We start from the raw sequence: 20546 nt of genomic DNA, 5'->3' as shown, positions 1-20546 counted from the left end.
CCCCTCCCCTCGTGTCCGGACCGGCCGCCGGCGGTGAGGGTCGGGGTGCGGCGGCCCGCCCGGAGGTCCGGCGGGTGGTCACGGCCGGCGGGCCGGGACCGGGTGCGGTCAGCGGCTGTCGCTGCCCGCGCTCTGCGCCGCGGCCCGGCCCGCCTCCAGCCGGGCGACGGGGATGCGGAACGGCGAGCAGGAGACGTAGTCCAGCCCCACCTCGTGGAAGAAGTGCACCGACTCCGGGTCGCCGCCGTGCTCGCCGCAGACGCCGAGCTTGAGGTCGGGGCGCGTGGCCCGGCCCGCCACCGAGGCGTCGTGCACGAGCTTGCCGACGCCGTCCTTGTCGATGGTCTCGAACGGGGAGACGCCGAAGATGCCCTTCTCCAGGTAGGCGGTGAAGAAGCTGGCCTCGACGTCGTCGCGGCTGAAGCCCCACACCGTCTGGGTCAGGTCGTTGGTGCCGAAGGAGAAGAAGTCCGCCGACTCGGCGATCTGCCCGGCCGTCAGCGCGGCGCGCGGCAGCTCGATCATGGTGCCGAGGGTCAGCTTCAGGTCCACGCCGCGCGCCCGCTCGACCTCCTCGATGACGCGCTCGGCCTCCTCGCGCACGATCTCCAGCTCCTGCACGGTGCCCACCAGCGGGATCATGATCTCCGCGCGCGGGTCGCCCTTGGCGGCCTTGCGCTCGGCCGCCGCCTCCGCGATGGCCCGCACCTGCATGGTGAACAGGCCCGGGATGACGAGTCCGAGCCGCACGCCGCGCAGTCCCAGCATCGGGTTCTGCTCGTGCAGCCGGTGGACGGCCTGGAGCAGGCGCAGGTCGTTCTCGTTGGCGTCCCTGCGGGACTCCGCCAGCGCCACCCGCACCGACAGCTCGGTGATGTCGGGCAGGAACTCGTGCAGCGGGGGGTCGAGGAGCCGCACGGTGACGGGCAGCCCGTCCATCGCCTCGAACAGCTCCTTGAAGTCGCCCTTCTGGAGCGGGAGGAGGGCGTCCAGGGCGGTGTCCCGCTCGCTGTCGGTGTCGGCGAGGATCAGCCGCTCGACCAGCTCGCGCCGCTCGCCGAGGAACATGTGCTCGGTGCGGCACAGGCCGATGCCCTGGGCGCCGAAGCGGCGGGCGCGGGAGGCGTCCTCGGCGTTGTCGGCGTTGGCGCGTACCCGCAGCCGCCGGACGCGGTCGGCGTAGGCCATGACGCGGTGGACGGCCCGCACCAGCTCGTCGGCGTCGTCGGCGCCCGCGTGCATGCGGCCCTCGAAGTACTCCACGACGGGCGAGGGCACGACGGGCACCTCGCCCCGGTACACCTTGCCGGTGGAGCCGTCGATGGAGACGACGTCGCCCTCGTCGATGACGAGGGTGCCCTTGCCGTCGGGGTGCGGTGCGGTGAGCTGGCGCCGTTTGGTGTCGACCTCCAGGTCCTCGGCGCCGCACACGCAGGTCTTGCCCATGCCGCGGGCGACGACGGCGGCGTGGGAGGTCTTGCCGCCGCGCGAGGTGAGGATGCCCTCGGCGGCGATCATGCCGTCCAGGTCGTCGGGGTTGGTCTCGCGGCGGATGAGGATGACCTTCTCGCCGGAGCGGGACCACTTGATCGCGGTGTAGGAGTCGAAGACGGCCTTGCCGACGGCCGCGCCGGGTGACGCGGCGATGCCCCGGCCGATCTGCTCGGCCCGCGCGCCCACGTCGAAGCGGGGGAACATGAGCTGCGCGAGCTGCGCGCCGTTGACCCGCTGGAGCGCCTCGGCCTCGTCGATGAGGCCCTGGTCCACGAGCTGGGTGGCGATGCGGAAGGCCGCGGCGGCGGTGCGCTTGCCGACCCGGGTCTGGAGCATCCACAGCTTGCCGCGCTCGATGGTGAACTCGATGTCGCACAGGTCGCGGTAGTGGAGTTCGAGGGTCTCCATGATGCGCATCAGCTCGTCGTAGGACGGCTTGTCGAGCTGCTCCAGGTCCGCGAGCGGAATGGTGTTGCGGATGCCCGCGACGACGTCCTCGCCCTGTGCGTTCTGGAGGTAGTCGCCGTAGACGCCCTGCTGCCCGCTGGCCGGGTCACGGGTGAAGGCGACGCCGGTGCCGGAGTCGGGCCCGAGGTTGCCGAAGACCATCGAGCAGACGTTGACGGCCGTGCCCAGGTCGCCGGGGATGCGCTCCTGGCGCCGGTAGAGCTTGGCCCGGTCGGTGTTCCACGAGTCGAAGACCGCGCAGATGGCGAGGTCCATCTGCTCGCGCGGGTCCTGCGGGAACTCCCGGCCGGTCTCCTTGGAGACGATGTCCTTGAAGCGGCCGACGAGGGTGCGCAGGTCGTCCGCGCCGAGGTCCACGTCGGTCGTCGCGCCCTTGGCCTCCTTGGCCTGCTCCAGGGCCTCCTCGAAGTGCTCGCCGTCCACGCCGAGCACGGTCTTGCCGAACATCTGGATCAGGCGGCGGTAGGAGTCCCAGGCGAAGCGCTCGTCCCCGGCCTGGGTGGCGAGTCCGGTCACCGAGGCGTCGGAGAGGCCGATGTTGAGGACGGTGTCCATCATGCCGGGCATGGAGAACTTGGCGCCGGAGCGGACGGAGACCAGCAGCGGGTCGTCGGTCTGCCCGAGCCGCTTGCCCATCCGCTCCTCCAGGGCGGTCAGGTGGGCGCTGACCTCCTCGCGCAGGGACGGCGGCTCGGCGCCGGAGTCGAGGTAGACCTTGCACGCCTCGGTGGTGATGGTGAACCCCGGAGGGACGGGGAGACCCAGGTTGGTCATCTCGGCCAGGTTGGCCCCCTTCCCGCCCAGGAGGTCCTTGAGTTCCTTGTTGCCCTCGGTGAAGGCGTAGACGAACTTGGGGGCGTTCGCGGGTACGTGGGGCTCTCTGCTTTCCGGCACGGGACTCGACTCCTCGCTGGGTTCCCCGGACGGCGCTGGGGAAGGTCTGCCCTGACGGCGGGGAGCGTACCCATATCGAAGGTGGATGAGCACGGCTGGCACCACCTCTTGCGGCCGTAACCACCCATCCGCCAGGGGATCGAAAGTAAAGGGTCGGTTAAGTGGCCGAACGGCCCGCGTTAGGAAGTCGAACGCATCGTGACGCGGTGCGACGGTTGACGCGCGTCACGTTCACGCAGTGCGAGGATCTGCCGTCGCTCCGGCGTCACCGACCCCTGGCACTGAGTGCCGCTCGTTGGAGAACTGCACGACTCACCGGAGCGCTCATGTGAGCACACCACCGATCAATCGTGGCGAGGATCACGCGTCACCCCCCGCGCGCATCCCACGATCCGGACGCCCGTCACCCGGACGCCACCCGCCGGTCACCCGGACCCGGCGGCCCCCGCGAGCCGGGCGATCCTGGCGTCCGCACGGCCGGGCGCGTACAGGTGCTCCACGGCCAGCGCCCCGGCCCCAAGCAGCCCGGCCGCGTCCCCCAGCGAGGAGGTGACGACGCTCAGATGGGCGGTGGTGCGCGGCATGGCGCGCTGGTACAGCACCTCCCGGACCCCGGACAGGAACGGCGGCCCGGCCAGCTCCCCGGCGAGCATCAGCACCCCCGGGTTGAGCAGCGTGACCGCGGTGCCCAGCACCTCACCCACCCGGCGGCCCGCCTCCTGGGCGAGCCGCACGGCCTCGGGGTGCCCGGCGGCCAGCAGCTCCCGCACGTCGGAACCCGACACGGCCGGTGCCCCGGCGGCCGAGAGCGCCCGAGCGAGCGCCCCTCCCCCGGCGACGGCCGCCAGGCAGCCGTACGAACCGCACGGGCACAGCGCATCGGGCCGGTCGTGCAGCCGCACGTGCCCGATGTCGCCCGCGCCGCCGTCGGTGCCCCGGTAGATCCCGCCGTCCACCACCATCCCCGCGCCGATCCCGGTGGACACCTTGACCAGCAGGAACGCCGCGCAGTCCGGATGGGCGGCGCGCTGTTCGGCGTACGCCATGAGGTTCGCGTCGTTGTCCACGAGCACCGGGACCCCGCCCCCGGCTTCGGCGGCGCCCGCGCCGCCCCGTCCGCCCAGCCGGTCACCCGCGTGGGCGGCGAGCGCCCGCCGCAGGCCGTCCGGCACGGGGTGACCGTCCCAGCCGGGCATGATCGGCGGCTGCACCACGCGTCCGGCCGGGTGGTCCACCGGACCCGGGACCGACAGGCCCACCCCGCACACCGGCCGTCCGGCGCCCGGCCCCCCGCCCCGGTCCGTCTCCCGCAGCAGGTCCGCGAACCAGGCGCCCAGCACGTCGAGCACCCGTGCCGGGCCGTCCGCGACGACGAGCGGCCCGGTGCGCCCGGCCAGGAGCCGCCCCTCCAGATCCAGGACGGCGGCACGGGCGTGCCGGGTGCCGAGGTCCGCGGCCAGCACCACGGCGTGCGTACCGTCGAATTCCAGCCGGTTCGCGGGCCGTCCGCCGCCGGGCCCGGACGGGGCGGCGCCGTCCGCGCTCTCCCGGACCCAGCCGGCGGCGAAGAGCTGGTCCAGCCGGTGGCTCACGGTGGAGCGGGAGAGCCCGGTCACCCGCTGGAGTTCCCCGCGCGTGGTGGCCCGGCCGCTGCGGATGAGTCCGAGCAGGTGCCCCGCACTGGCCGTCGGCGCGGTGTTCGATGTGGTCGGCGGCATACGGGCACCTCATCACACTTCCGGGCGCCCGATGTCAACCCTTCACCGGTGTGACCTGTTTACGCTTGTCCGCCGGGCACCACCCCCACTAGTTTTGCGTGTTAACCAGACGTAACCTGTGGGTGTCGTCGGCGTAAGCCGGGACGCGAGGCGTTCCCGCGCTCGTGACGGCACCGTACGGGCCCTCCCACACCGGAGCCCTCCGTGGACCGCGTGACCGAGCCCACCGCCCCGACCGCCGCCCTCCTGACCACCGTCCCCCACCAGAGCGCGCCCGCCGCCCCCGCGGCCGGCCGCACCGGCATCGGCCGTACCGGCCTGGCCCACCGCGCCGCCCGCGTGCTCGCCTGCAACTGGACGGGCCGGGCCACCGTGCCCTCGCGCAGCCTCTACCCGCACCAGTGGAGCTGGGACTCGGCGTTCGTGGCGATCGGGCTGCGGCACCGCTCCCCACTGCGGGCACAGCGGGAGCTGGAGACCCTGCTGGACGCCCAGTGGGACGACGGCCGCGTGCCGCACATCGTCTTCCACCCGGCCGTGCCCCGCGACGCCTACTTCCCGAGCCCGGACTTCTGGCGCTCGACGGCCGCGGGCCGCGCCTCGGGAGCCCCGGCGGACCGGGAGACGTCCGGCATCGTGCAGCCCCCGGTCCACGCGCTCGCCGCCTGGCTGGTGCACCGCGCGCACCCCGCGCTCGGCCGCAGCCGCCGCTTCCTGGACCGCCTGTACCCGAAGCTGGCCGCCTGGCACGGGTACCTGAGCACCCGTCGGGACGCGGGCGGGCACGGGCTCGCCGCGATCGTGCACCCGTGGGAATCCGGCATGGACAACAGCCCCTGCTGGGACACCCCGCTGGCCCGCGTCGCCCCCGCCCCGTCCGGCTCCTTCCGCCGCGCCGACCTCGACCACGGCCGCGCCGCCGACCGGCCCACCGACCTCGACTACGGCCGCTACGTGCGACTGGCCGCCGACTACCGCGACGCGGGCTACGACGACGCCCGCGCCCGCCCGGCCTTCGCCGTGGAGGACCCCGGTTTCAACTCCCTGCTGGCCGCCTCCGAGCACGCGCTCGCGCAGATCGCCCACACCCTCGGCGACGAGACGGCCGCGGCGGCGCACCTGCGCCGGGCCCGCGAGCTGACCGGCGCGCTGACGCGGCGGCTGTGGGACGCGCAGGCCGGGCAGTTCCTCGCCCGCGACCTGCTCGCCGACGGCGTGGACGGCGCCCTGGTGCCCGGACGCAGCGCCGCCGGCCTGCTCCCGCTCGCCGTGCCGGGGCTGCCGGGCGCCGTGGCGGACGTCCTCGCGCGCACCGCCGCCTCCGCGCACTTCACCCGGCCCGCGGGCACCGGCCTGGTGGCCTCCTACGACCTGCTGGGCGACGCGTTCGACCCGCACTGCTACTGGCGCGGCCCGGCCTGGTGCAACGTCAACTGGCTGCTGGAGCGCGGGCTGCGGCAGCACGGGCACACGGTGCGGGCCGACGCGCTGCGGTCCGCCCTGCTGGCCGCCGCCGACGCCACGGAGTGCGCCGAGTACGTCGATCCGGCCACCGGCCAGGGCCGCGGCGCCCGGGACTTCTCCTGGACGGCCGCCCTCACGCTGGACCTGCTGGCCGCCCAGGCCGCCGGAGCCGTCGGGGCTGCCGGGGCCGGTCAGCCGCCGGAGGTGTCCAGCTCGGCGTCGGAGGTGACCGCCGCGCGGGCGTAGGGGTCGTCCAGCCAGCCGTCGGGCAGCACCACCCGGTTCCGTCCGTGGGTGCGGCCCCGCGGCCCCTCCGCGCCGGACGGCCACGGCTGGTCGAGGTCGAGCCCGTCGAGCAGGCCGCGCAGCTCGGCCAGCGACGCGGCCACCGCCAGCCTCCCGCGCGCCTCGGAGCCCACGGAGAAGCCTTTCGTGTACCAGGCCACGTGCTTGCGGAAGTCGATGACACCGCGTGCCTCGTCGCCCAGCCACTCCCCCAGCAGCCGCGCGTGCCGCACCATGACGTCGGCGACCTCGCCCAGCGTCGGGCGGGCCACCTGCGCCTGGCGGCCCTCGAAGACGGCGACCAGGTCCCCGAACAGCCACGGGCGGCCCAGGCACCCCCGCCCGACCACGACGCCGTCGCAGCCCGTCTCGCGCATCATGCGCACCGCGTCGGCGGCCGACCAGATGTCGCCGTTGCCCAGCACCGGGATCTCGGGCACGGCCTCCCGGAGCCGCGCGATCGCCTCCCAGTCGGCCGTGCCCGCGTAGTGCTGGGCGGCCGTGCGGCCGTGCAGCGCGATCGCCGTGACGCCCTCCTCGACGGCGATGCGCCCGGCGTCCAGGTAGGTGAGGTGGGCGTCGTCGATGCCCTTGCGCATCTTCATCGTCACCGGCAGCCCGCCCGCGCCCGCGACCGCCTCGCGCAGGATGCCGCGCAGCAGGTGGCGCTTGTAGGGCAGCGCGGAGCCGCCGCCCCTGCGGGTGACCTTGGGCACCGGGCAGCCGAAGTTGAGGTCGATGTGGTCGGCCAGGTCCTCCTCGGCGATCATCCGCACGGCCTTGCCGACGGTCCCCGGGTCCACGCCGTAGAGCTGGATCGAGCGGGGCCGCTCGCTCGCGTCGAACCGGATGAGCTGCATCGTCTTCTCGTTGCGTTCGACGAGCGCCCGGGTCGTGATCATCTCGCTGACGAACAGGCCCTTGCCGCCGCTGAACTCCCGGCACAGCGTCCGGAAGGGCGCGTTGGTGATCCCCGCCATCGGCGCCAGCACCACGGGCGGTGTGACGGTGTGGGGTCCGATGCTGAGCTGCTGCGACACGATGCTTGGGGTCCTGCCTGCCTGCTTGTCCTCGGTGTGCTGCCGCGCCGGCGGCGTCACGTCCGCTTCCGCCGTGCGGCGCAGGCGCCGCACGTACCGAAGATCTCCACGGTGTGCGCGACGTCCACGAAGCCGTGTTCGTCCGCGATGGCGTCCGCCCACTTCTCCACCGCCGGGCCCTCCACCTCGACGGCCCGCCCGCAGGAGCGGCACACCAGGTGGTGGTGGTGGTCGTCGGTGCTGCACCGGCGGTAGACGGCCTCGCCCTCGTCGGTGCGCAGCACGTCCACCTCGCCCGCGTCCGCGAGGGACTGGAGGGTGCGGTAGACGGTCGTCAGTCCGACGGAGTCGCCCCGGTGCTTGAGCATGTCGTGCAGCTCCTGCGCGCTGCGGAACTCCTCGACCTCGCTGAGAGCCGCCGCCACCGCGGCGCGCTGCCGGGTCGACCGGCCGCGGACTGGGGGACCTGCGGTCGCCACCGTTGCCTCCTTCGGCACCCGTACGGGTGATTGGGTCGCCTGGGTCGCGCCCAATTGTGCCAGGTGTGGCGGGCGCGACGGCCGGACGCCGCTGAGCTGGGCCTTCGGCCGGTCAGGCACCGGCCCGTGCCGTGCGGCCGTCGGCCGCCTCCTCCCGCCCGGGAGCGTCCGGTTCCGGCTGCCGCGCGGCACGCGCGGCCCGTCTGCGGGTCACGGGGACGGCGAGCGTGGTGACCAGCGCGAAGACGGCGATGGCCAGCAGCACGATGGTGGCGCCCGGCGGCACCTCGACGTAGAAGGACACGGCCGTCCCCGACAGCGCGACGAGCACCCCGAGGACGGTGGCCAGCCCGAACGTCACCGCGAAGCCCCGGGTGACCTGCTGGGCCGCCGCGACGGGGATCACCATGAGCGCGCTGACCAGCAGCAGGCCCACCACCCGCATCGCCACCGTGACGGTGACGGCGGCCGTCACCGCGAGCAGCAGGTTCAGCGCCCGCACCGGCAGCCCCGTCACCCGGGCGAACTCCTCGTCCTGGCAGACGGCGAAGAGCTGCCGCCGCAGCCCGACGCAGGTGGCCAGCACGCACACCGACAGCACCACGATGGCGGTCAGGTCGGCGGGGGCCACGGTGGTGATCGAGCCGAAGAGGAAGGCGTTGAGGTCGCCGGTGGACCCGCCGGGGGCCAGGTTGATGATCATGACGCCGCCGGCCATGCCGCCGTAGAACAGCAGCGCCAGCGCGATGTCGCCCCGGGCCCTGCCGTACCAGCGCACCAGCTCCATGGCGATGCCGCCGGCGGCGGAGACGAGCACGGCCATCCACACCGGGTTCGTGGACAGCAGGAAGCCGAGGGCCACACCGGTGAGCGCCACGTGCCCGATGCCGTCACCCATGATCGCCTGGCGGCGCTGCACCAGGTAGATGCCGATGGCCGGGGCGGCGACGCCAACGAGCAGCGCCGCGAGCAGGGCGCGCTGCATGAAGGGGTAGTCCAGCAGTTCGATCATGTCAGCAGCCCCGTGCGGATCGTGGGCGTCGCGGAGGCGGCGGATTCCCCGGCGGGCTCCTCGTCGCCGCCGTGCGGATGGCAGGCCGGGTCGTGGAGCTGTTCGGGACGCTCGACGCGTTCCACCCGGCCGTCCCGCAGGACGACCGCCCGGTCGATGAGGGGCGCGAGCGGCCCCAGCTCGTGCAGCACCAGCAGCACCGAGGCACCGGCGGCGACCTGCTCGCGCAGCGCCCCGGCCAGGACGCGCTGGCTGGCCAGGTCCACCCCGGCCAGCGGCTCGTCCATGATCAGCAGTTCCGGTTCCCCGGCGAGCGCCCGGGCGATCAGGACGCGCTGGTGCTGCCCGCCGGACAGGGCGCTGACGGAGTCCCGCGCGCGGTCGGCGAGGCCGACCAGCTCCAGGGAGCGGGTCACCGCGGCCCGGTCGGCGCGGCCCAGCGGGCGCAGCCTGCGGCGGGCCAGCCGCCCGGAGGAGACCACCTCGCGCACCGTCGCGGGCACCCCCGCGGCCGCGGTGGACCGCTGCGGCACGTAGCCGAGCCGGTGCCAGGCGCGGAAGCGGCGCAGCGGGGCGCCGAAGAGGTCCAGTTCCCCGCCGGTGAGCGGCACCTGCCCGATCGCGGCACGCACGGTCGTGGACTTGCCCGAGCCGTTCGCGCCGAGGAGGGCGACGACCTCGCCCCTGGCCACGGTCAGGTCGATGCCCCGCAGCACGGGACGCGCCCCGAGCACGGCGTGCGCGCCGCGCAGGGCGACGACGGCGTCTCCCGCGGCCGAGGGGGGCCCGGCCGCGGGGGTGTCCGGTGCGCTCATGGTGGTGCCTCCTGCCGTGGCGCCTCAGCGGGCACCGAGTGCGGTGCGCAGCGCGTCGAGGTTGGCGCGCATGACGGAGAAGTAGTCGTCACCGCGCGACGCGTCGGTGATGCCCTCCAGCGGGTCGAGGACGTCGGTGCGCAGGTCCAGGTCGCCGGCGAGGGACTTCGCCGTGCGGTCACTGGCGAGCGTCTCGAAGAAGACGGTGCTGACGTTCTCCCGTGCGGCGAGGTCGTGCAGCTCCCGCACCCGCGCGGCGCTGGGCTCGGCCTCGGGGCTCAGCCCGGCGATGGACTCCTCGTCGAGCCCGTAGCGGGCGGCGAGGTGGCCGAAGGCGGCGTGGGTGGTGATGAAGGTCGTCGTCTCGGTGTTGGCCAGCCCCTCGGAGAACTCGGTGTCGAGGCCGGACAGGCGCTCGGCCAGTTCGCCGGCGTTCTTCCGGTAGTCGGCGGCGTGGTCGGGGTCGGCCTCGGCCAGCGCCTCGCCGACGCCCTCGGCGGCCTGCGCGTACTGGACGGGGTCGAGCCAGAGATGGGGGTCCTCCCCGCCCTCGTGGTCGTGGCCGTGGTCGTGGCCGTCCTCGGCGTGGTCGTGGCCGTCCTCCTCGGCGTGCCCTTCCTCGCCGTGGTCGTGGCCCTCCTCGGCGTGCTCCTCCTCCTGCGCGTGCCCGGCGTCCTCAGCCGGGGTCGTCAGGGCCGACACCTCCGCGACGTGCTCGGCGCCCGACTGCTCGACGGCGTCGTCCACCGCGGGCTGGAGCCCCTGGAGGTAGACGACGAGCCCGGCCTCGCCCAGCTCCGCGACCTGCTGCGGCCCCAGCTCCAGGTCGTGCGGGTCGACACCGGGGCCGGTGATCGTGCTGACCTCGACGTGCTCCCCGCCGACCTCCTCGGCCAGGAACTCCATCGGGTAGAAGGACGCCACGACGTTCACCTTCCCGTCCTCGGCGGCTTCCGTCGAGGAGCCGTCCCCGCTCCCGCAGCCGGTCAGGGCGAGCAGGCCGAGGGCGGTGGCACCGGCCAGGGCGGTACCGGATATGAGAGGGCGGCGGCGAGCGTTCATGACACTGATTTTCAGCTGAGATGGAAACCGTTGTCAAATTCGAACGTCTGGCGGACCTCCCGGCCGCCCCGCCCGCCGCACCGGCCCCGGCCCCCGGAGCCCTCGGGGCGCACCGATTTGATCCGGGGGGCGCACCCGCCGGTAATCTGACCTCTTCCGTCGTCGTTTCGTAACGAAGAGAGCACCGTGGCCGCCGACAAGATCGACACCATCGTCAGCCTCAGCAAGCGCCGTGGCTTCGTCTACCCCTGCAGCGAGATCTACGGCGGTCAGCGGGCCGCTTGGGACTACGGCCCACTCGGCGTGGAGCTGAAGGAGAACATCAAGCGGCAGTGGTGGCGCGCGATGGTCACCTCCCGGGAGGACGTGGTCGGCCTCGACTCCTCGGTGATCCTCGCCTCCGAGGTCTGGCAGGCGTCCGGCCACGTGGCCACGTTCTCCGACCCGCTCACCGAGTGCACCTCCTGCCACAAGCGGTTCCGCGCGGACCACCTGGAGGAGGCGTACGAGGCCAAGCACGGCCACCTGCCCGCCGCGGGCCTGGCCGACCTGAACTGCCCGCACTGCGGGAACAAGGGCACCTTCACCGAGCCCAAGCAGTTCTCCGGCCTGCTCTCCACCCACCTGGGCCCCACCCAGGACTCCGGCTCGGTCGCCTACCTGCGCCCGGAGACGGCACAGGGCATCTTCACGAACTTCCAGGCCGTGCAGCAGACCTCGCGCAAGAAGCCGCCGTTCGGCATCGCGCAGATGGGCAAGTCGTTCCGGAACGAGATCACGCCGGGCAACTTCATCTTCCGCACCCGCGAGTTCGAGCAGATGGAGATGGAGTTCTTCGTCAAGCCGGGCGAGGACGAGCAGTGGCACGAGTACTGGATGGAGCAGCGCTGGAACTGGTACCGGGGTCTGGGCCTGTCCGAGGCCAACATGCGCTGGTACGAGCACCCCGCGGAGAAGCTGTCCCACTACTCCAAGCGCACCGCTGACATCGAGTACCGGTTCAGCTTCGGCGGCTCGGAGTGGGGCGAGCTGGAGGGCGTCGCCAACCGCACCGACTACGACCTGGGCGCGCACTCCAAGGCGTCCGGCCAGGACCTGGCGTACTTCGACCAGGAGGCCGGCGAGCGCTGGACGCCGTTCGTCATCGAGCCCGCCGCGGGCGTGGGCCGCACGATGCTGGCCTTCATGCTCGACGCCTACGTCGAGGACGAGGCGCCCAACGCGAAGGGCAAGATGGAGAAGCGCACGGTCATGCGCCTCGACCCGCGGCTGGCCCCCGTCAAGGTGGCCGTCCTGCCGCTGTCCCGCAACGAGCAGCTCTCGCCGAAGGCCCGCGGCCTGGCCCAGACACTGCGCGGCCACTGGAACATCGAGTTCGACGACGCGGGCGCCATCGGCCGCCGCTACCGCCGCCAGGACGAGATCGGCACCCCGTTCTGCGTCACCGTGGACTTCGACACCCTGGAGGACAACGCGGTGACGGTGCGCGAGCGCGACACGATGAAGCAGGAGCGCGTCTCCCTGGACCAGGTCGAGTCCTACCTGGCCACCCGCCTCCTCGGCTGCTGAACCGCAGCTCCGGGCGCCGCGGGCCCCGGCGCCGCCCGCACGCACGGGCGGCGCCGGGGCCCGCGGTCCGTGCGGGCGGCGGCGTCCGTCAGGCCCCGGCCGGAGGCGGCACGGGGACGTCGTTGGGGACCGCACCGCCGAAGCGGCGGTCGCGCTGGGCGTACTCCAGGCAGGCGTCCCACAGGTTGCGCCGGTCGAAGTCCGGCCACAGCACGTCCTGGAACACCATCTCGGCGTAGGCGCTCTGCCAGAGCAGGTAGTTGGAGGTGCGCTGCTCCCCCGACGGGCGCACGAAGAGGTCCACGTCGGGCATGTCGCGGTGGTAGAGGTACCGGGCGAACGTCTTCTCGTTGACCTTGCCCGGGTCCAGACGTCCGTCGGCCACCTCGCGGGCGATGGCCGCGGCGGCGTCCGCGATCTCCGCGCGCCCGCCGTAGTTGACGCAGAAGTACAGCGTCATCGCGGTGTTGTCCCGGGTCTGCTCCTGCGCGACCTGGAGCTCCTGGACGACCGACTTCCACAGCTTCGGCATCCGCCCGACCCAGCGGATGCGGATGCCCATGGCGTCCATCTCGTCCCGGCGGCGCCGGATGACGTCCCGGTTGAAGTTCATCAGGAAGCGCACCTCCTCCGGGGAGCGCTTCCAGTTCTCCGTCGAGAACGCGTAGAGGGAGAGGTTCTTCACCCCCAGCTCCAGGCAGCCCTTGAGGACGTCGAGCACGACGGCCTCGCCCATGCGGTGGCCCTCGGTGCGCGGCAGCCCGCGCTGCTTGGCCCAGCGGCCGTTGCCGTCCATCACGACGGCCACGTGGTTCGGCACCAGCTCGGCGGGGAGCCGGGGCGGGCGGGCCCCCGAGGGGTGCGGTTCTGGGGCGGCGTAGCCCCGGGGGGCTCGGGTCTGCCGGGACAGCATGCTCACTCCGTAGGGTCGGCAGGGATCAGGGGCGAGGGTATCGGGTCAGCCCTTTTCCACGTACCTCAGGGAACGCAGGCCGCGCTCCAGGTGCCAGTGCAGGTACGCCGAGACCAGTCCGCTGCCCTCCCGGACGTGCCGGGGCTCGGCGGCGTCCGCCGCCGCCCAGTCGCCCGTCAGCAGCGCGGCGAGCAGCCGCAGCGCGTCGGGGGACGGCACGACGCTGCCGGGCACCCGGCAGTCGGGGCAGACGACGCCGCCCGCGGCGACGGAGAAGAACCGGTTCGGCCCCGGCAGCCCGCAGCGGGCGCACGCGTCGAAGCTGGGTGCGTACCCGCCGACGGCCAGCGACCGCAGCAGGTAGGCGTCCAGGACGAGCCCCGGCGCGTGCTCCCCGGCGGCCAGCGTGCGCAGGGCGCCCACCAGCAGCAGGTACTGCTGGACGTTGGGCTCGCCCTCGTGGTCGGTGAACCGCTCCGCCGTCTCCAGCATCGCGGTGCCGGCCGTGTAGCGGGCGTAGTCGGCGACGATGCCGCGCCCGTACGGCGCGATCGTCTCCGTCTGCGTGCACAGCGGCAGCCCGCGGCCCACCAGGTCGCTGCCCCGGGCGAAGAACTGCACGTCCACGTGGGAGAAGGGCTCCAGCCGGGCGCCGAACTTCGACTTCGTCCTGCGCACCCCCCGGGCCACCGCCCGCACCCGGCCCTGGCCCCGCGTGAGGAGGGTGATGATGCGGTCCGCCTCCCCCAGCTTCTGGGTGCGCAGCACGATGCCGTCGTCGCGGAACAGACTCATGCGGGCATTCTCCCCGATGGGCGAAGGCCCGGGGCGCCGCACCGGACCGCAGGAATATGACGGATCTCGCATACTGATACAGAGCCGACACGCGGGCGGCGGCTCGGCTACGCTACGGGCATCATGCGTTTCGGGCTGCTCCTCCTTAGCTGCCGCGGCGAGGGCCTGTAGTCGAGGCCGACCCCCTCCCCGCGGAGTCCGGTGTTGCCACCGTCGGCCCAAAGAGCCCACTCCGCGACAGGAGCCCCACGTCATGACGCACCCCAGCAGCCCCGGGCCGATCGGCCGCGCCACCCCCGTCACGGCGGCGTCGGTACGCCAGCGGCCCTCGGGCATGCCGGTCCACAAGTACGGCCGCTACGAGGCCGTTGACATCCCGGACCGCACCTGGCCGGACCGGCGCATCACCCGGGCGCCCCGCTGGCTGTCCACCGACCTGCGCGACGGCAACCAGGCGCTGATCGACCCGATGTCGCCCGCCCGCAAGCGCAAGATGTTCGACCTGCTGGTCTCCATGGGCTACAAGGAGATCGAGGTCGGCTTCCCCTCCTCGGGCCAGACGGACTTCGACTTCGTCCGCTCGATCATCGAGGAGGAGGCGATCCCCGAGGACGTGACGATCTCGGTGCTGACCCAGGCCCGCGAGGAGCTGATCGAGCGCACCGTGGAGTCGCTGGCGGGCGCCCGCCGGGCCACGGTGCACCTGTACAACGCCACGGCGCCGGTCTTCCGCCGGGTGGTCTTCCGGGGCTCCAGGGACGAGGTCCGGCAGATCGCCGTGGACGGCACCCGGCTGGTGGTGGAGTACGCCGAGAAGCTGCTGGACGACCGCACCGTCTTCGGCTACCAGTACAGCCCGGAGATCTTCACCGACACCGAGCTGGACTTCGCGCTGGAGGTCTGCGAGTCGGTCATGGACGTCTGGCAGCCCGAGGACGGCCGCGAGATCATCCTCAACCTGCCCGCCACCGTCGAGCGCTCCACGCCCTCCACGCACGCCGACCGGTTCGAGTGGATGTCGCGCAACCTGACCCGGCGCGAGCACATCTGCCTGTCCGTGCACCCGCACAACGACCGCGGCACGGCCGTCGCGGCGGCCGAGCTGGCCGTCATGGCGGGCGCCGACCGCGTCGAGGGCTGCCTGTTCGGCCAGGGCGAGCGCACCGGCAACGTGGACCTGGTGACGCTGGGCATGAACCTGTTCTCGCAGGGCGTGGACCCGCACATCGACTTCAGCCAGATCGACGAGGTGCGGCGCACCGCCGAGTACTGCAACCAGATGGAGGTCCACCCGCGCCACCCGTACGCGGGCGACCTGGTCTACACGGCCTTCTCCGGCTCCCACCAGGACGCCATCAAGAAGGGCTTCGAGGCCATGGAGGCGTCCGCCGCCGCGGCCGGGAAGACGGTGGACGAGATCGAGTGGGCGGTGCCCTACCTGCCCATCGACCCCAAGGACGTCGGCCGCTCCTACGAGGCCGTCATCCGCGTCAACTCCCAGTCCGGCAAGGGCGGCATCGCCTACGTCCTGAAGAACGACCACAAGCTGGAACTGCCGCGCCGGATGCAGATCGAGTTCTCCCGCATCATCCAGGAGAAGACCGACAGCGAGGGCGGCGAGGTCACCCCGGCGCAGATCTGGGAGACGTTCCGCGACGAGTACCTGCCCACCCCCGAGCGCCCCTGGGGCCGGATCGAGCTGCGCAGCGCGCAGAGCGAGACGACGACGGCGGGCCACGACGCCCTGACCGTCGAGGCCGTCGTCGACGGCGAGCCGGCCGTGCTGACGGGCAGCGGCAACGGGCCCATCTCGGCGTTCTTCGACGCCCTGGCCGCCAACGGCATCGACGTGCGGCTCCTGGACTACGTGGAGCACACCCTCAGCGAGGGCGCCAGCGCCCAGGCCGCCTCCTACATCGAGTGCGCCATCGACGGCCAGGTGCTGTGGGGCGTGGGGATCGACGCCAACACCACCAGGGCGTCCATCAAGGCGGTCGTCTCGGCCGTCAACCGCGCCTCGCGCTGAGGACGTTCGGCGCGACGTGCGCCGGCGCCGCCGCGGACCCTTCCGGAACCCAGCACTCCGGAAGGGTCCGCACTTTTGTCCGGTACTGGAGGCTGACGGCGGGTCGTCCCTGTGGTTAACATCACGTCGGGCGAGGCGAAGCGCGGCAACGGTGCCGGAGCGACGGAGGTGCGGCGTGGCCAAACTGCGTGTGGCGTGCTTGGGAACGGGCTTGGGCACGGGGATGCGCACGGGTGTCCGCACGGCGTGGACCACCGTCGAGGACGGCGAGTTCTTCTGTCCGGCCTGCGGCGGTGACCGCAACTACGAGCGCCGCACGGGCCGCCGCCGTCTGGAGGTGCTCGGGCTGCCGCTGCTGCGGCGCGGCGCCGGCGGCACGGTGCTCGTCTGCACGTCCTGCCGCGGCCGGTTCGGGCCGCAGGCCCTTGAGGACCCGACCACCACACGGCTGTCCACGCTCCTGCACGACGGCGTGCGCGGGGTGGCCCTGGCCGTCCTCGCGGCGGGCGGCGCGGGCAGCGAGGCGGCCCGCAGGGCGGCCGTGGAGTCCCTGCACGCCGCCGGCTACCCGGACTGCTCCGCCGAACAGCTCCTCGTGCTGTGCACGGCGCTGGGCTCCGGTGGCGGCGCGGCGGGCGGCCACGGCGGCGAGGACTCCGGCGACGACGGCGGCCGGGGCTGGGACGGCGGCGACACGATGCGGATCGAGATCGAACTGCACGCGACGCTGGGCCCGCTCACCCCGCACCTGGCCGCCCCGGGCCGGGTGAACCTCCTCCTCCAGGGCGCCCGCATCGCGCTCGCCGACGGGCCGTACCGGCCCGCCGAGCTGCGGGTGCTGGCCGCGCTGGGCGGTGCGCTCCAGCTCGGCCCCGAGGAGACGCAGCGGCTGCTCGCCGCGGCTCCCGAGCGGAGCTGACCCGCCCGCCCGTCCGTCCGGGGCCTCAGAAGCCCAGGCGGCGCAGCTGCTTGGGGTCGCGCTGCCAGTCCTTGGCGACCTTCACGTGCAGGTCCAGGAAGACGGGCGTCCCCAGCAGCGCCTCGATGTGGCGCCGGGAGCGGGTACCGACTTCCTTGAGCCGCTTGCCGCCGGGGCCGATCACGATGCCCTTCTGGCTGGGCCGCTCGATGTAGACGTTGGCGTGGATGTCCAGCAGCGGCCGGTCGGCGGGCCGGTCCTCGCGGGGCAGCATCTCCTCGACCACCACCGCGATGGAGTGCGGCAGCTCGTCGCGCACGCCCTCCAGCGCCGCCTCGCGGATCAGCTCGGCCACCATGACCTGTTCCGGCTCGTCGGTGAGGTCGCCGTCGGGGTAGAGCGGCGGGCTCTCCGGCAGCATCGGCACGAGCAGGTCGGCCAGCAGCGACACCTGGCTGCCGTCCACGGCGGAGACGGGCACGATCTCCGCCCACTCGAAGCCCAGGTCCCGGCCCAGCCGGTCGATGGCGATGAGCTGCTCGGCGAGCGTCCTCGCGTCCACCAGGTCCGTCTTGGTGACGACCGCCACCTTCGGGGTGCGCTTTGACTGCGCCAGCTCGGCGGCGATGTACCGGTCCCCCGGGCCCGTCTTCTGGTCGGCGGGCAGGCAGAACCCGATGACGTCCACCTCCGCCCAGGTGGTGCGGACGACGTCGTTGAGCCGCTCGCCCAGCAGGGTGCGCGGCTTGTGCAGTCCGGGGGTGTCCACGAGGACGAGCTGCGCGTCGGGCCGGTGCACGATGCCGCGCACCGTGTGCCGCGTGGTCTGCGGCCGGTTGGAGGTGATCGCGACCTTCGTACCCACGAGTGCGTTGGTCAGGGTCGACTTGCCCGCGTTCGGACGGCCGACGAAGCAGGCGAAGCCGGCGCGGTGCGGGGCGGGAGTGGGGTCGCTCATGCGGTCATTCTCCCTGATCGCCCGGGCCCCCCTCGACCGCCCCGCGTACGCCGCCGGGCCGGGCGGGTGCGGGGCGGATCGGTGCGTGCGGTCAGCGCGTGGCGGTCAGCGTGGTACGGGGTGTGCCGTCGGGGGCGGCGAGGAGGACGGGGGTGGTGCCGCCCAGGTCGGCGACGGCGGCGAGGTCGCCGTCCGGCAGGGCCTCCGCCTCGGAGACCACGGCCGCCGCCTCCAGGGACGTCGCACCGGACGCGGCCGCCATGGCGACGGCCGTCTGGAGGGCGCTCAGCCGCAGTGAGGCCAGCGCCACGGTGCTCGCCACGTAGGTGCGGCCGGTCTCGTCGCGGACGGCCGCGCCCTCGGGGGCGCCGTTGCGGGCGCGGGCACTGCGCGCGAGGGTGATGATCTTGCGGTCCTCGGGGTCGATGGCCTGGGCGTCAGTCATGACCGTGAGCATACGTTCCCACTACAGCCGGGTGGCGCCCGGGAAGGACTCGGCGGGGCTCGGCGTGCGGCCCGACGCCGCCTCCCGGAGCTTGTCCACCGCGCGGCGGGCGAGCACCGCGAACCCGTCGGCGCCGCCGCCGTCGTCACCGTCACGGGCGGCGTGCGCCAGGTGCACGGTGTGGGGTCCGATGCGGACGTAGAGCACGTCGGCGACCACCGTGACGCGGGAGCCGCCCGCGGGCTCCCGGACGAAGCGCAGCGCCGCGCTGTCGTCGCCCAGGCGCGGCGGGTCCGCCGGTTCGGCCTGGTAGCCGGCGGTGCCGCCCGCGCCTGCGGGGCCCTCGGCGACCTGGAACGCCGGGCACTGCCGGGCGGCGCCCCGGAAGGCGGCCAGCGCGTGGGCGGCCGCGTCGGCGTCCGGGTGGCTGCCGGTGCGCACGACGAGGAACGGGCCCGTCCCGGTGCGCGCGAAGCGGGCGTGGGCGCGGGCTCCGGCCGCGACGCGGAACAGGGCGCGGCAGGGTTCCCCGGATGGCTCGGGCACGCCGATGCCGCGCTCCCTCGCGGCTTCGGCGCTGTCGGCGGCCCAGCCGTCCGGCAGGTCGGCCAGGCTCAGCAGCGCCAGCCGCAGCCGCTCCTGGCTGAGCCGCCCGGCCGGCGCGCTGGGGGAGGCGGTGGCCGGACGGGTGGGACCGGTGGGGCCGCCCGCCCCGGTGCTCCCGGCACAGCCGGGGACCGTCAGGGCGAGGACGAGTGCGGTGGCGGCGAGCGCCCACCGGCGCGGGTGCGCGTCCATGCGTCCATGGGGCCACCGTTCGCGCCGGGCGGCCACCGCCGTGCATCCGTTCGGGTGACCGCCGCGCCCGCCCGGCTACGCGGCGTCGCGGTCCGGTCCGGCGTCGATCCGCTCGACGAGGACGCGGTCGATCCGGTTCCGCCGCCCCGCCGTGGACTCGGCCGTCAGCCGCAGCCCGGCCAGCGTCGGGTCGGACGGCTCGGCGGAGAGGTCGGCCACGGCGGAGGCACCCGCGATGGGGACGCGGCCGAGCAGCTTGGCCAGCAGCCCGCCGACCGTCTCCACGTCCTCGTCGTCGTAGTCGTCGATGCCGTACAGCTCGCCCAGGTCGTCGATGCCCAGCCGCGCGGTGACCCGGTAGCGGCCCCGGTCCAGCTCCTCGACGGGCGGCAGCTCCCGGTCGTACTCGTCGGTGATCTCGCCGACGATCTCCTCCAGGATGTCCTCGATGGTGACGATCCCGGCGGTGGACCCGTACTCGTCGATGACCACGGCGACGTGGTTGCGGTCGCCCTGCATCTCCCGCAGCAGGTCGCCGGCGTTCTTGGTGTCCGGCACGAACGCGGCGGGCCGCATCACGGTGGACAGCGGGTCCGACTCGGCCTCGCGGCTGATGTGCACCCTGCGGGCCAGGTCCTTGAGGTAGACGATGCCGACGACGTCGTCCTCGTTCTCGCCGGTGACCGGGATGCGGGAGAAACCCGACCGCAGCGCGAGGGTGAGCGCCTGCCGGATGGTCTTGAACCGCTCGATGGACACCAGGTCGGTGCGCGGCACCATGACCTCGCGCACCAGGGTGTCGCCGAGCTGGAAGACGGAGTGCACCATGCGGCGCTCCTCGTCCTCGATCAGCGACTCCGACTCGGCCAGGTCCACCATCGCGCGCAGCTCCGCCTCCGAGGCGAAGGGGCCGCGGCGGAAGCCCTTGCCCGGGGTCAGGGCGTTGCCCAGCAGGATCAGCAGCCGGGGCAGCGGCCCGAGCACCCGGGAGAGCGGCAGCAGCAGGTAGGCGGCGGCCGTGGCGGTGTTCAGCGGGTGCTGGATGCCGATCGTGCGCGGGGAGACGCCGACGGCGACGTAGGACAGCAGCACCATGACGGCGATGGCCACGGCGAGCGCCTGCCACGTCGTCTCGAAGGTGCGCAGGGACGCGTAGGTGACGAGCACCCCGGCGGCCGTCTCGCTCGCCACCCGCAGCAGCATGGCGAGGTTGAGGTAGCGCACCGGGTCGTCGGCGACGGCGGCCAGTTTGGCGCTGCCGCGCCGCCCGGCGCGCACGGCCTGTTCGGCGCGGAAGCTCGTGGTGCGGGCGAGCCCGGCCTCGGCGCAGGCGGCCAGCCAGGCGAGCACGACGAGCAGCACCGCGACGGCGAGTAGCTGTGTCATGAGGCG

17 protein-coding genes are annotated in these 20546 nt (G+C 73.6%); 4 read left to right on the top strand and 13 right to left on the bottom strand.

Annotation, left to right across the window (positions count from 1 at the left end; all coding sequences use genetic code 11):
- Nucleotides 1-108 precede the first annotated feature (108 nt).
- Both ppdK and V1J52_RS09625 read right to left on the bottom strand, forming a co-directional pair.
- Nucleotides 109-2856 (bottom strand): pyruvate, phosphate dikinase, encoded by a 2748-nt coding sequence (ppdK, locus tag V1J52_RS09630; protein ID WP_330139232.1) that lies wholly within the window; start codon nucleotides 2854-2856, stop codon nucleotides 109-111.
- 425 nt (nucleotides 2857-3281) lie between these two features.
- Nucleotides 3282-4574, bottom strand: a complete 1293-nt coding sequence (locus V1J52_RS09625) for an ROK family transcriptional regulator (protein WP_330139231.1) — start codon at nucleotides 4572-4574, stop codon at nucleotides 3282-3284.
- 204 nt (nucleotides 4575-4778) lie between these two features.
- Here V1J52_RS09625 and V1J52_RS09620 point away from each other — a divergent pair, with 204 nt between their 5' ends.
- On the top strand, nucleotides 4779-6284 hold the full coding sequence (locus tag V1J52_RS09620; RefSeq protein WP_443075767.1) for an MGH1-like glycoside hydrolase domain-containing protein: 1506 nt from the start codon (nucleotides 4779-4781) through the stop codon (nucleotides 6282-6284).
- Here the strand turns inward: V1J52_RS09620 and dusB are convergent.
- The 5 genes from dusB to V1J52_RS09595 all read right to left on the bottom strand — a co-directional run bounded on the left by dusB (nucleotide 6230) and on the right by V1J52_RS09595 (nucleotide 10731).
- Entirely contained in the window at nucleotides 6230-7363 is a 1134-nt protein-coding gene (dusB, locus tag V1J52_RS09615; RefSeq protein ID WP_330139561.1) for a tRNA dihydrouridine synthase DusB, read from the bottom strand. The genes V1J52_RS09620 and dusB overlap by 55 nt on opposite strands.
- 56 nt (nucleotides 7364-7419) lie before the next feature.
- Complete coding sequence (locus V1J52_RS09610) at nucleotides 7420-7842, bottom strand: Fur family transcriptional regulator (RefSeq protein WP_330139230.1); 423 nt, start codon at nucleotides 7840-7842, stop codon at nucleotides 7420-7422.
- Between the two features lie 112 nt (nucleotides 7843-7954).
- Complete coding sequence (locus tag V1J52_RS09605; RefSeq protein ID WP_330139229.1) at nucleotides 7955-8854, bottom strand: metal ABC transporter permease; 900 nt, start codon at nucleotides 8852-8854, stop codon at nucleotides 7955-7957.
- The gene (locus V1J52_RS09600; protein WP_330139228.1) at nucleotides 8851-9669 is read right to left on the bottom strand and encodes a metal ABC transporter ATP-binding protein; all 819 of its coding nucleotides are present in this window, start codon (nucleotides 9667-9669) and stop codon (nucleotides 8851-8853) included. Before V1J52_RS09600 ends, V1J52_RS09605 begins: the two co-directional genes overlap by 4 nt.
- Nucleotides 9670-9693: 24 nt before the next feature.
- Complete coding sequence (locus V1J52_RS09595) at nucleotides 9694-10731, bottom strand: metal ABC transporter substrate-binding protein (RefSeq protein ID WP_330139227.1); 1038 nt, start codon at nucleotides 10729-10731, stop codon at nucleotides 9694-9696.
- A gap of 186 nt (nucleotides 10732-10917) precedes the next feature.
- Here V1J52_RS09595 and V1J52_RS09590 point away from each other — a divergent pair, with 186 nt between their 5' ends.
- The gene (locus V1J52_RS09590) at nucleotides 10918-12300 is read left to right on the top strand and encodes a glycine--tRNA ligase (RefSeq protein ID WP_330139226.1); all 1383 of its coding nucleotides are present in this window, start codon (nucleotides 10918-10920) and stop codon (nucleotides 12298-12300) included.
- An 88-nt stretch (nucleotides 12301-12388) separates the two neighbouring features.
- Here the strand turns inward: V1J52_RS09590 and V1J52_RS09585 are convergent, their stop codons facing one another.
- Nucleotides 12389-13213 carry an isoprenyl transferase gene (locus V1J52_RS09585; protein ID WP_330139225.1) on the bottom strand — a complete coding sequence of 275 codons (825 nt, stop codon included), beginning with the start codon at nucleotides 13211-13213 and terminating at the stop codon, nucleotides 12389-12391.
- 45 nt (nucleotides 13214-13258) lie between these two features.
- Nucleotides 13259-14008, bottom strand: a complete 750-nt coding sequence (recO, locus tag V1J52_RS09580) for a DNA repair protein RecO (protein ID WP_330139224.1) — start codon at nucleotides 14006-14008, stop codon at nucleotides 13259-13261.
- 253 nt (nucleotides 14009-14261) lie between these two features.
- Between recO and leuA the strand changes: the two genes are divergently transcribed.
- Together leuA and V1J52_RS09570 are read left to right on the top strand one after the other, a co-directional pair.
- Nucleotides 14262-16034 carry a 2-isopropylmalate synthase gene (gene leuA / locus V1J52_RS09575; protein WP_330139223.1) on the top strand — a complete coding sequence of 591 codons (1773 nt, stop codon included), beginning with the start codon at nucleotides 14262-14264 and terminating at the stop codon, nucleotides 16032-16034.
- Nucleotides 16035-16257: 223 nt separating this feature from the next.
- On the top strand, nucleotides 16258-16953 hold the full coding sequence (locus V1J52_RS09570) for a zinc ribbon domain-containing protein (protein WP_330139560.1): 696 nt from the start codon (nucleotides 16258-16260) through the stop codon (nucleotides 16951-16953).
- Nucleotides 16954-16978: 25 nt separating this feature from the next.
- Here V1J52_RS09570 and era read toward each other — a convergent pair whose 3' ends face one another.
- The 4 genes from era to V1J52_RS09550 form a co-directional block, all read right to left on the bottom strand.
- The gene (gene era / locus V1J52_RS09565) at nucleotides 16979-17911 is read right to left on the bottom strand and encodes a GTPase Era (protein WP_330139222.1); all 933 of its coding nucleotides are present in this window, start codon (nucleotides 17909-17911) and stop codon (nucleotides 16979-16981) included.
- A 91-nt stretch (nucleotides 17912-18002) separates the two neighbouring features.
- On the bottom strand, nucleotides 18003-18356 hold the full coding sequence (locus V1J52_RS09560; protein ID WP_330139221.1) for a cytidine deaminase-like protein: 354 nt from the start codon (nucleotides 18354-18356) through the stop codon (nucleotides 18003-18005).
- A gap of 21 nt (nucleotides 18357-18377) precedes the next feature.
- Nucleotides 18378-19154, bottom strand: coding sequence for a hypothetical protein (locus V1J52_RS09555; RefSeq protein ID WP_330139220.1), 777 nt, complete (start codon nucleotides 19152-19154; stop codon nucleotides 18378-18380).
- 75 nt (nucleotides 19155-19229) lie between these two features.
- Nucleotides 19230-20540, bottom strand: coding sequence for a hemolysin family protein (locus tag V1J52_RS09550; RefSeq protein ID WP_330139219.1), 1311 nt, complete (start codon nucleotides 20538-20540; stop codon nucleotides 19230-19232).
- Between the last annotated feature and the right edge of the window lie 6 nt (nucleotides 20541-20546).

The sequence above is a fragment of the Streptomyces solitudinis genome (assembly GCF_036323765.1).
Classification (GTDB): domain Bacteria; phylum Actinomycetota; class Actinomycetes; order Streptomycetales; family Streptomycetaceae; genus Streptomyces.
The sequence above is the reverse complement of the archived record's forward strand: the minus strand, read 5'-3'. Positions and strand labels throughout refer to the sequence as shown.

Bases quoted from the DNA above. Each gene is read 5' to 3' on its own strand.
- V1J52_RS09625 (WP_330139231.1), bottom strand. From the start codon at position 4,574: ATGCCGCCGACCACATCGAACACCGCGCCGACGGCCAGTGCGGGGCAC.
- V1J52_RS09605 (WP_330139229.1), bottom strand. From the start codon at position 8,854: ATGATCGAACTGCTGGACTACCCCTTCATGCAGCGCGCCCTGCTCGCG.
- V1J52_RS09600 (WP_330139228.1), bottom strand. From the start codon at position 9,669: ATGAGCGCACCGGACACCCCCGCGGCCGGGCCCCCCTCGGCCGCGGGA.
- V1J52_RS09595 (WP_330139227.1), bottom strand. From the start codon at position 10,731: ATGAACGCTCGCCGCCGCCCTCTCATATCCGGTACCGCCCTGGCCGGT.
- V1J52_RS09585 (WP_330139225.1), bottom strand. From the start codon at position 13,213: ATGCTGTCCCGGCAGACCCGAGCCCCCCGGGGCTACGCCGCCCCAGAA.
- recO (WP_330139224.1), bottom strand. From the start codon at position 14,008: ATGAGTCTGTTCCGCGACGACGGCATCGTGCTGCGCACCCAGAAGCTG.
- leuA (WP_330139223.1), top strand. From the start codon at position 14,262: ATGACGCACCCCAGCAGCCCCGGGCCGATCGGCCGCGCCACCCCCGTC.
- V1J52_RS09570 (WP_330139560.1), top strand. From the start codon at position 16,258: ATGCGCACGGGTGTCCGCACGGCGTGGACCACCGTCGAGGACGGCGAG.
- era (WP_330139222.1), bottom strand. From the start codon at position 17,911: ATGAGCGACCCCACTCCCGCCCCGCACCGCGCCGGCTTCGCCTGCTTC.
- V1J52_RS09560 (WP_330139221.1), bottom strand. From the start codon at position 18,356: ATGACTGACGCCCAGGCCATCGACCCCGAGGACCGCAAGATCATCACC.
- V1J52_RS09555 (WP_330139220.1), bottom strand. From the start codon at position 19,154: ATGGACGCGCACCCGCGCCGGTGGGCGCTCGCCGCCACCGCACTCGTC.
- V1J52_RS09550 (WP_330139219.1), bottom strand. From the start codon at position 20,540: ATGACACAGCTACTCGCCGTCGCGGTGCTGCTCGTCGTGCTCGCCTGG.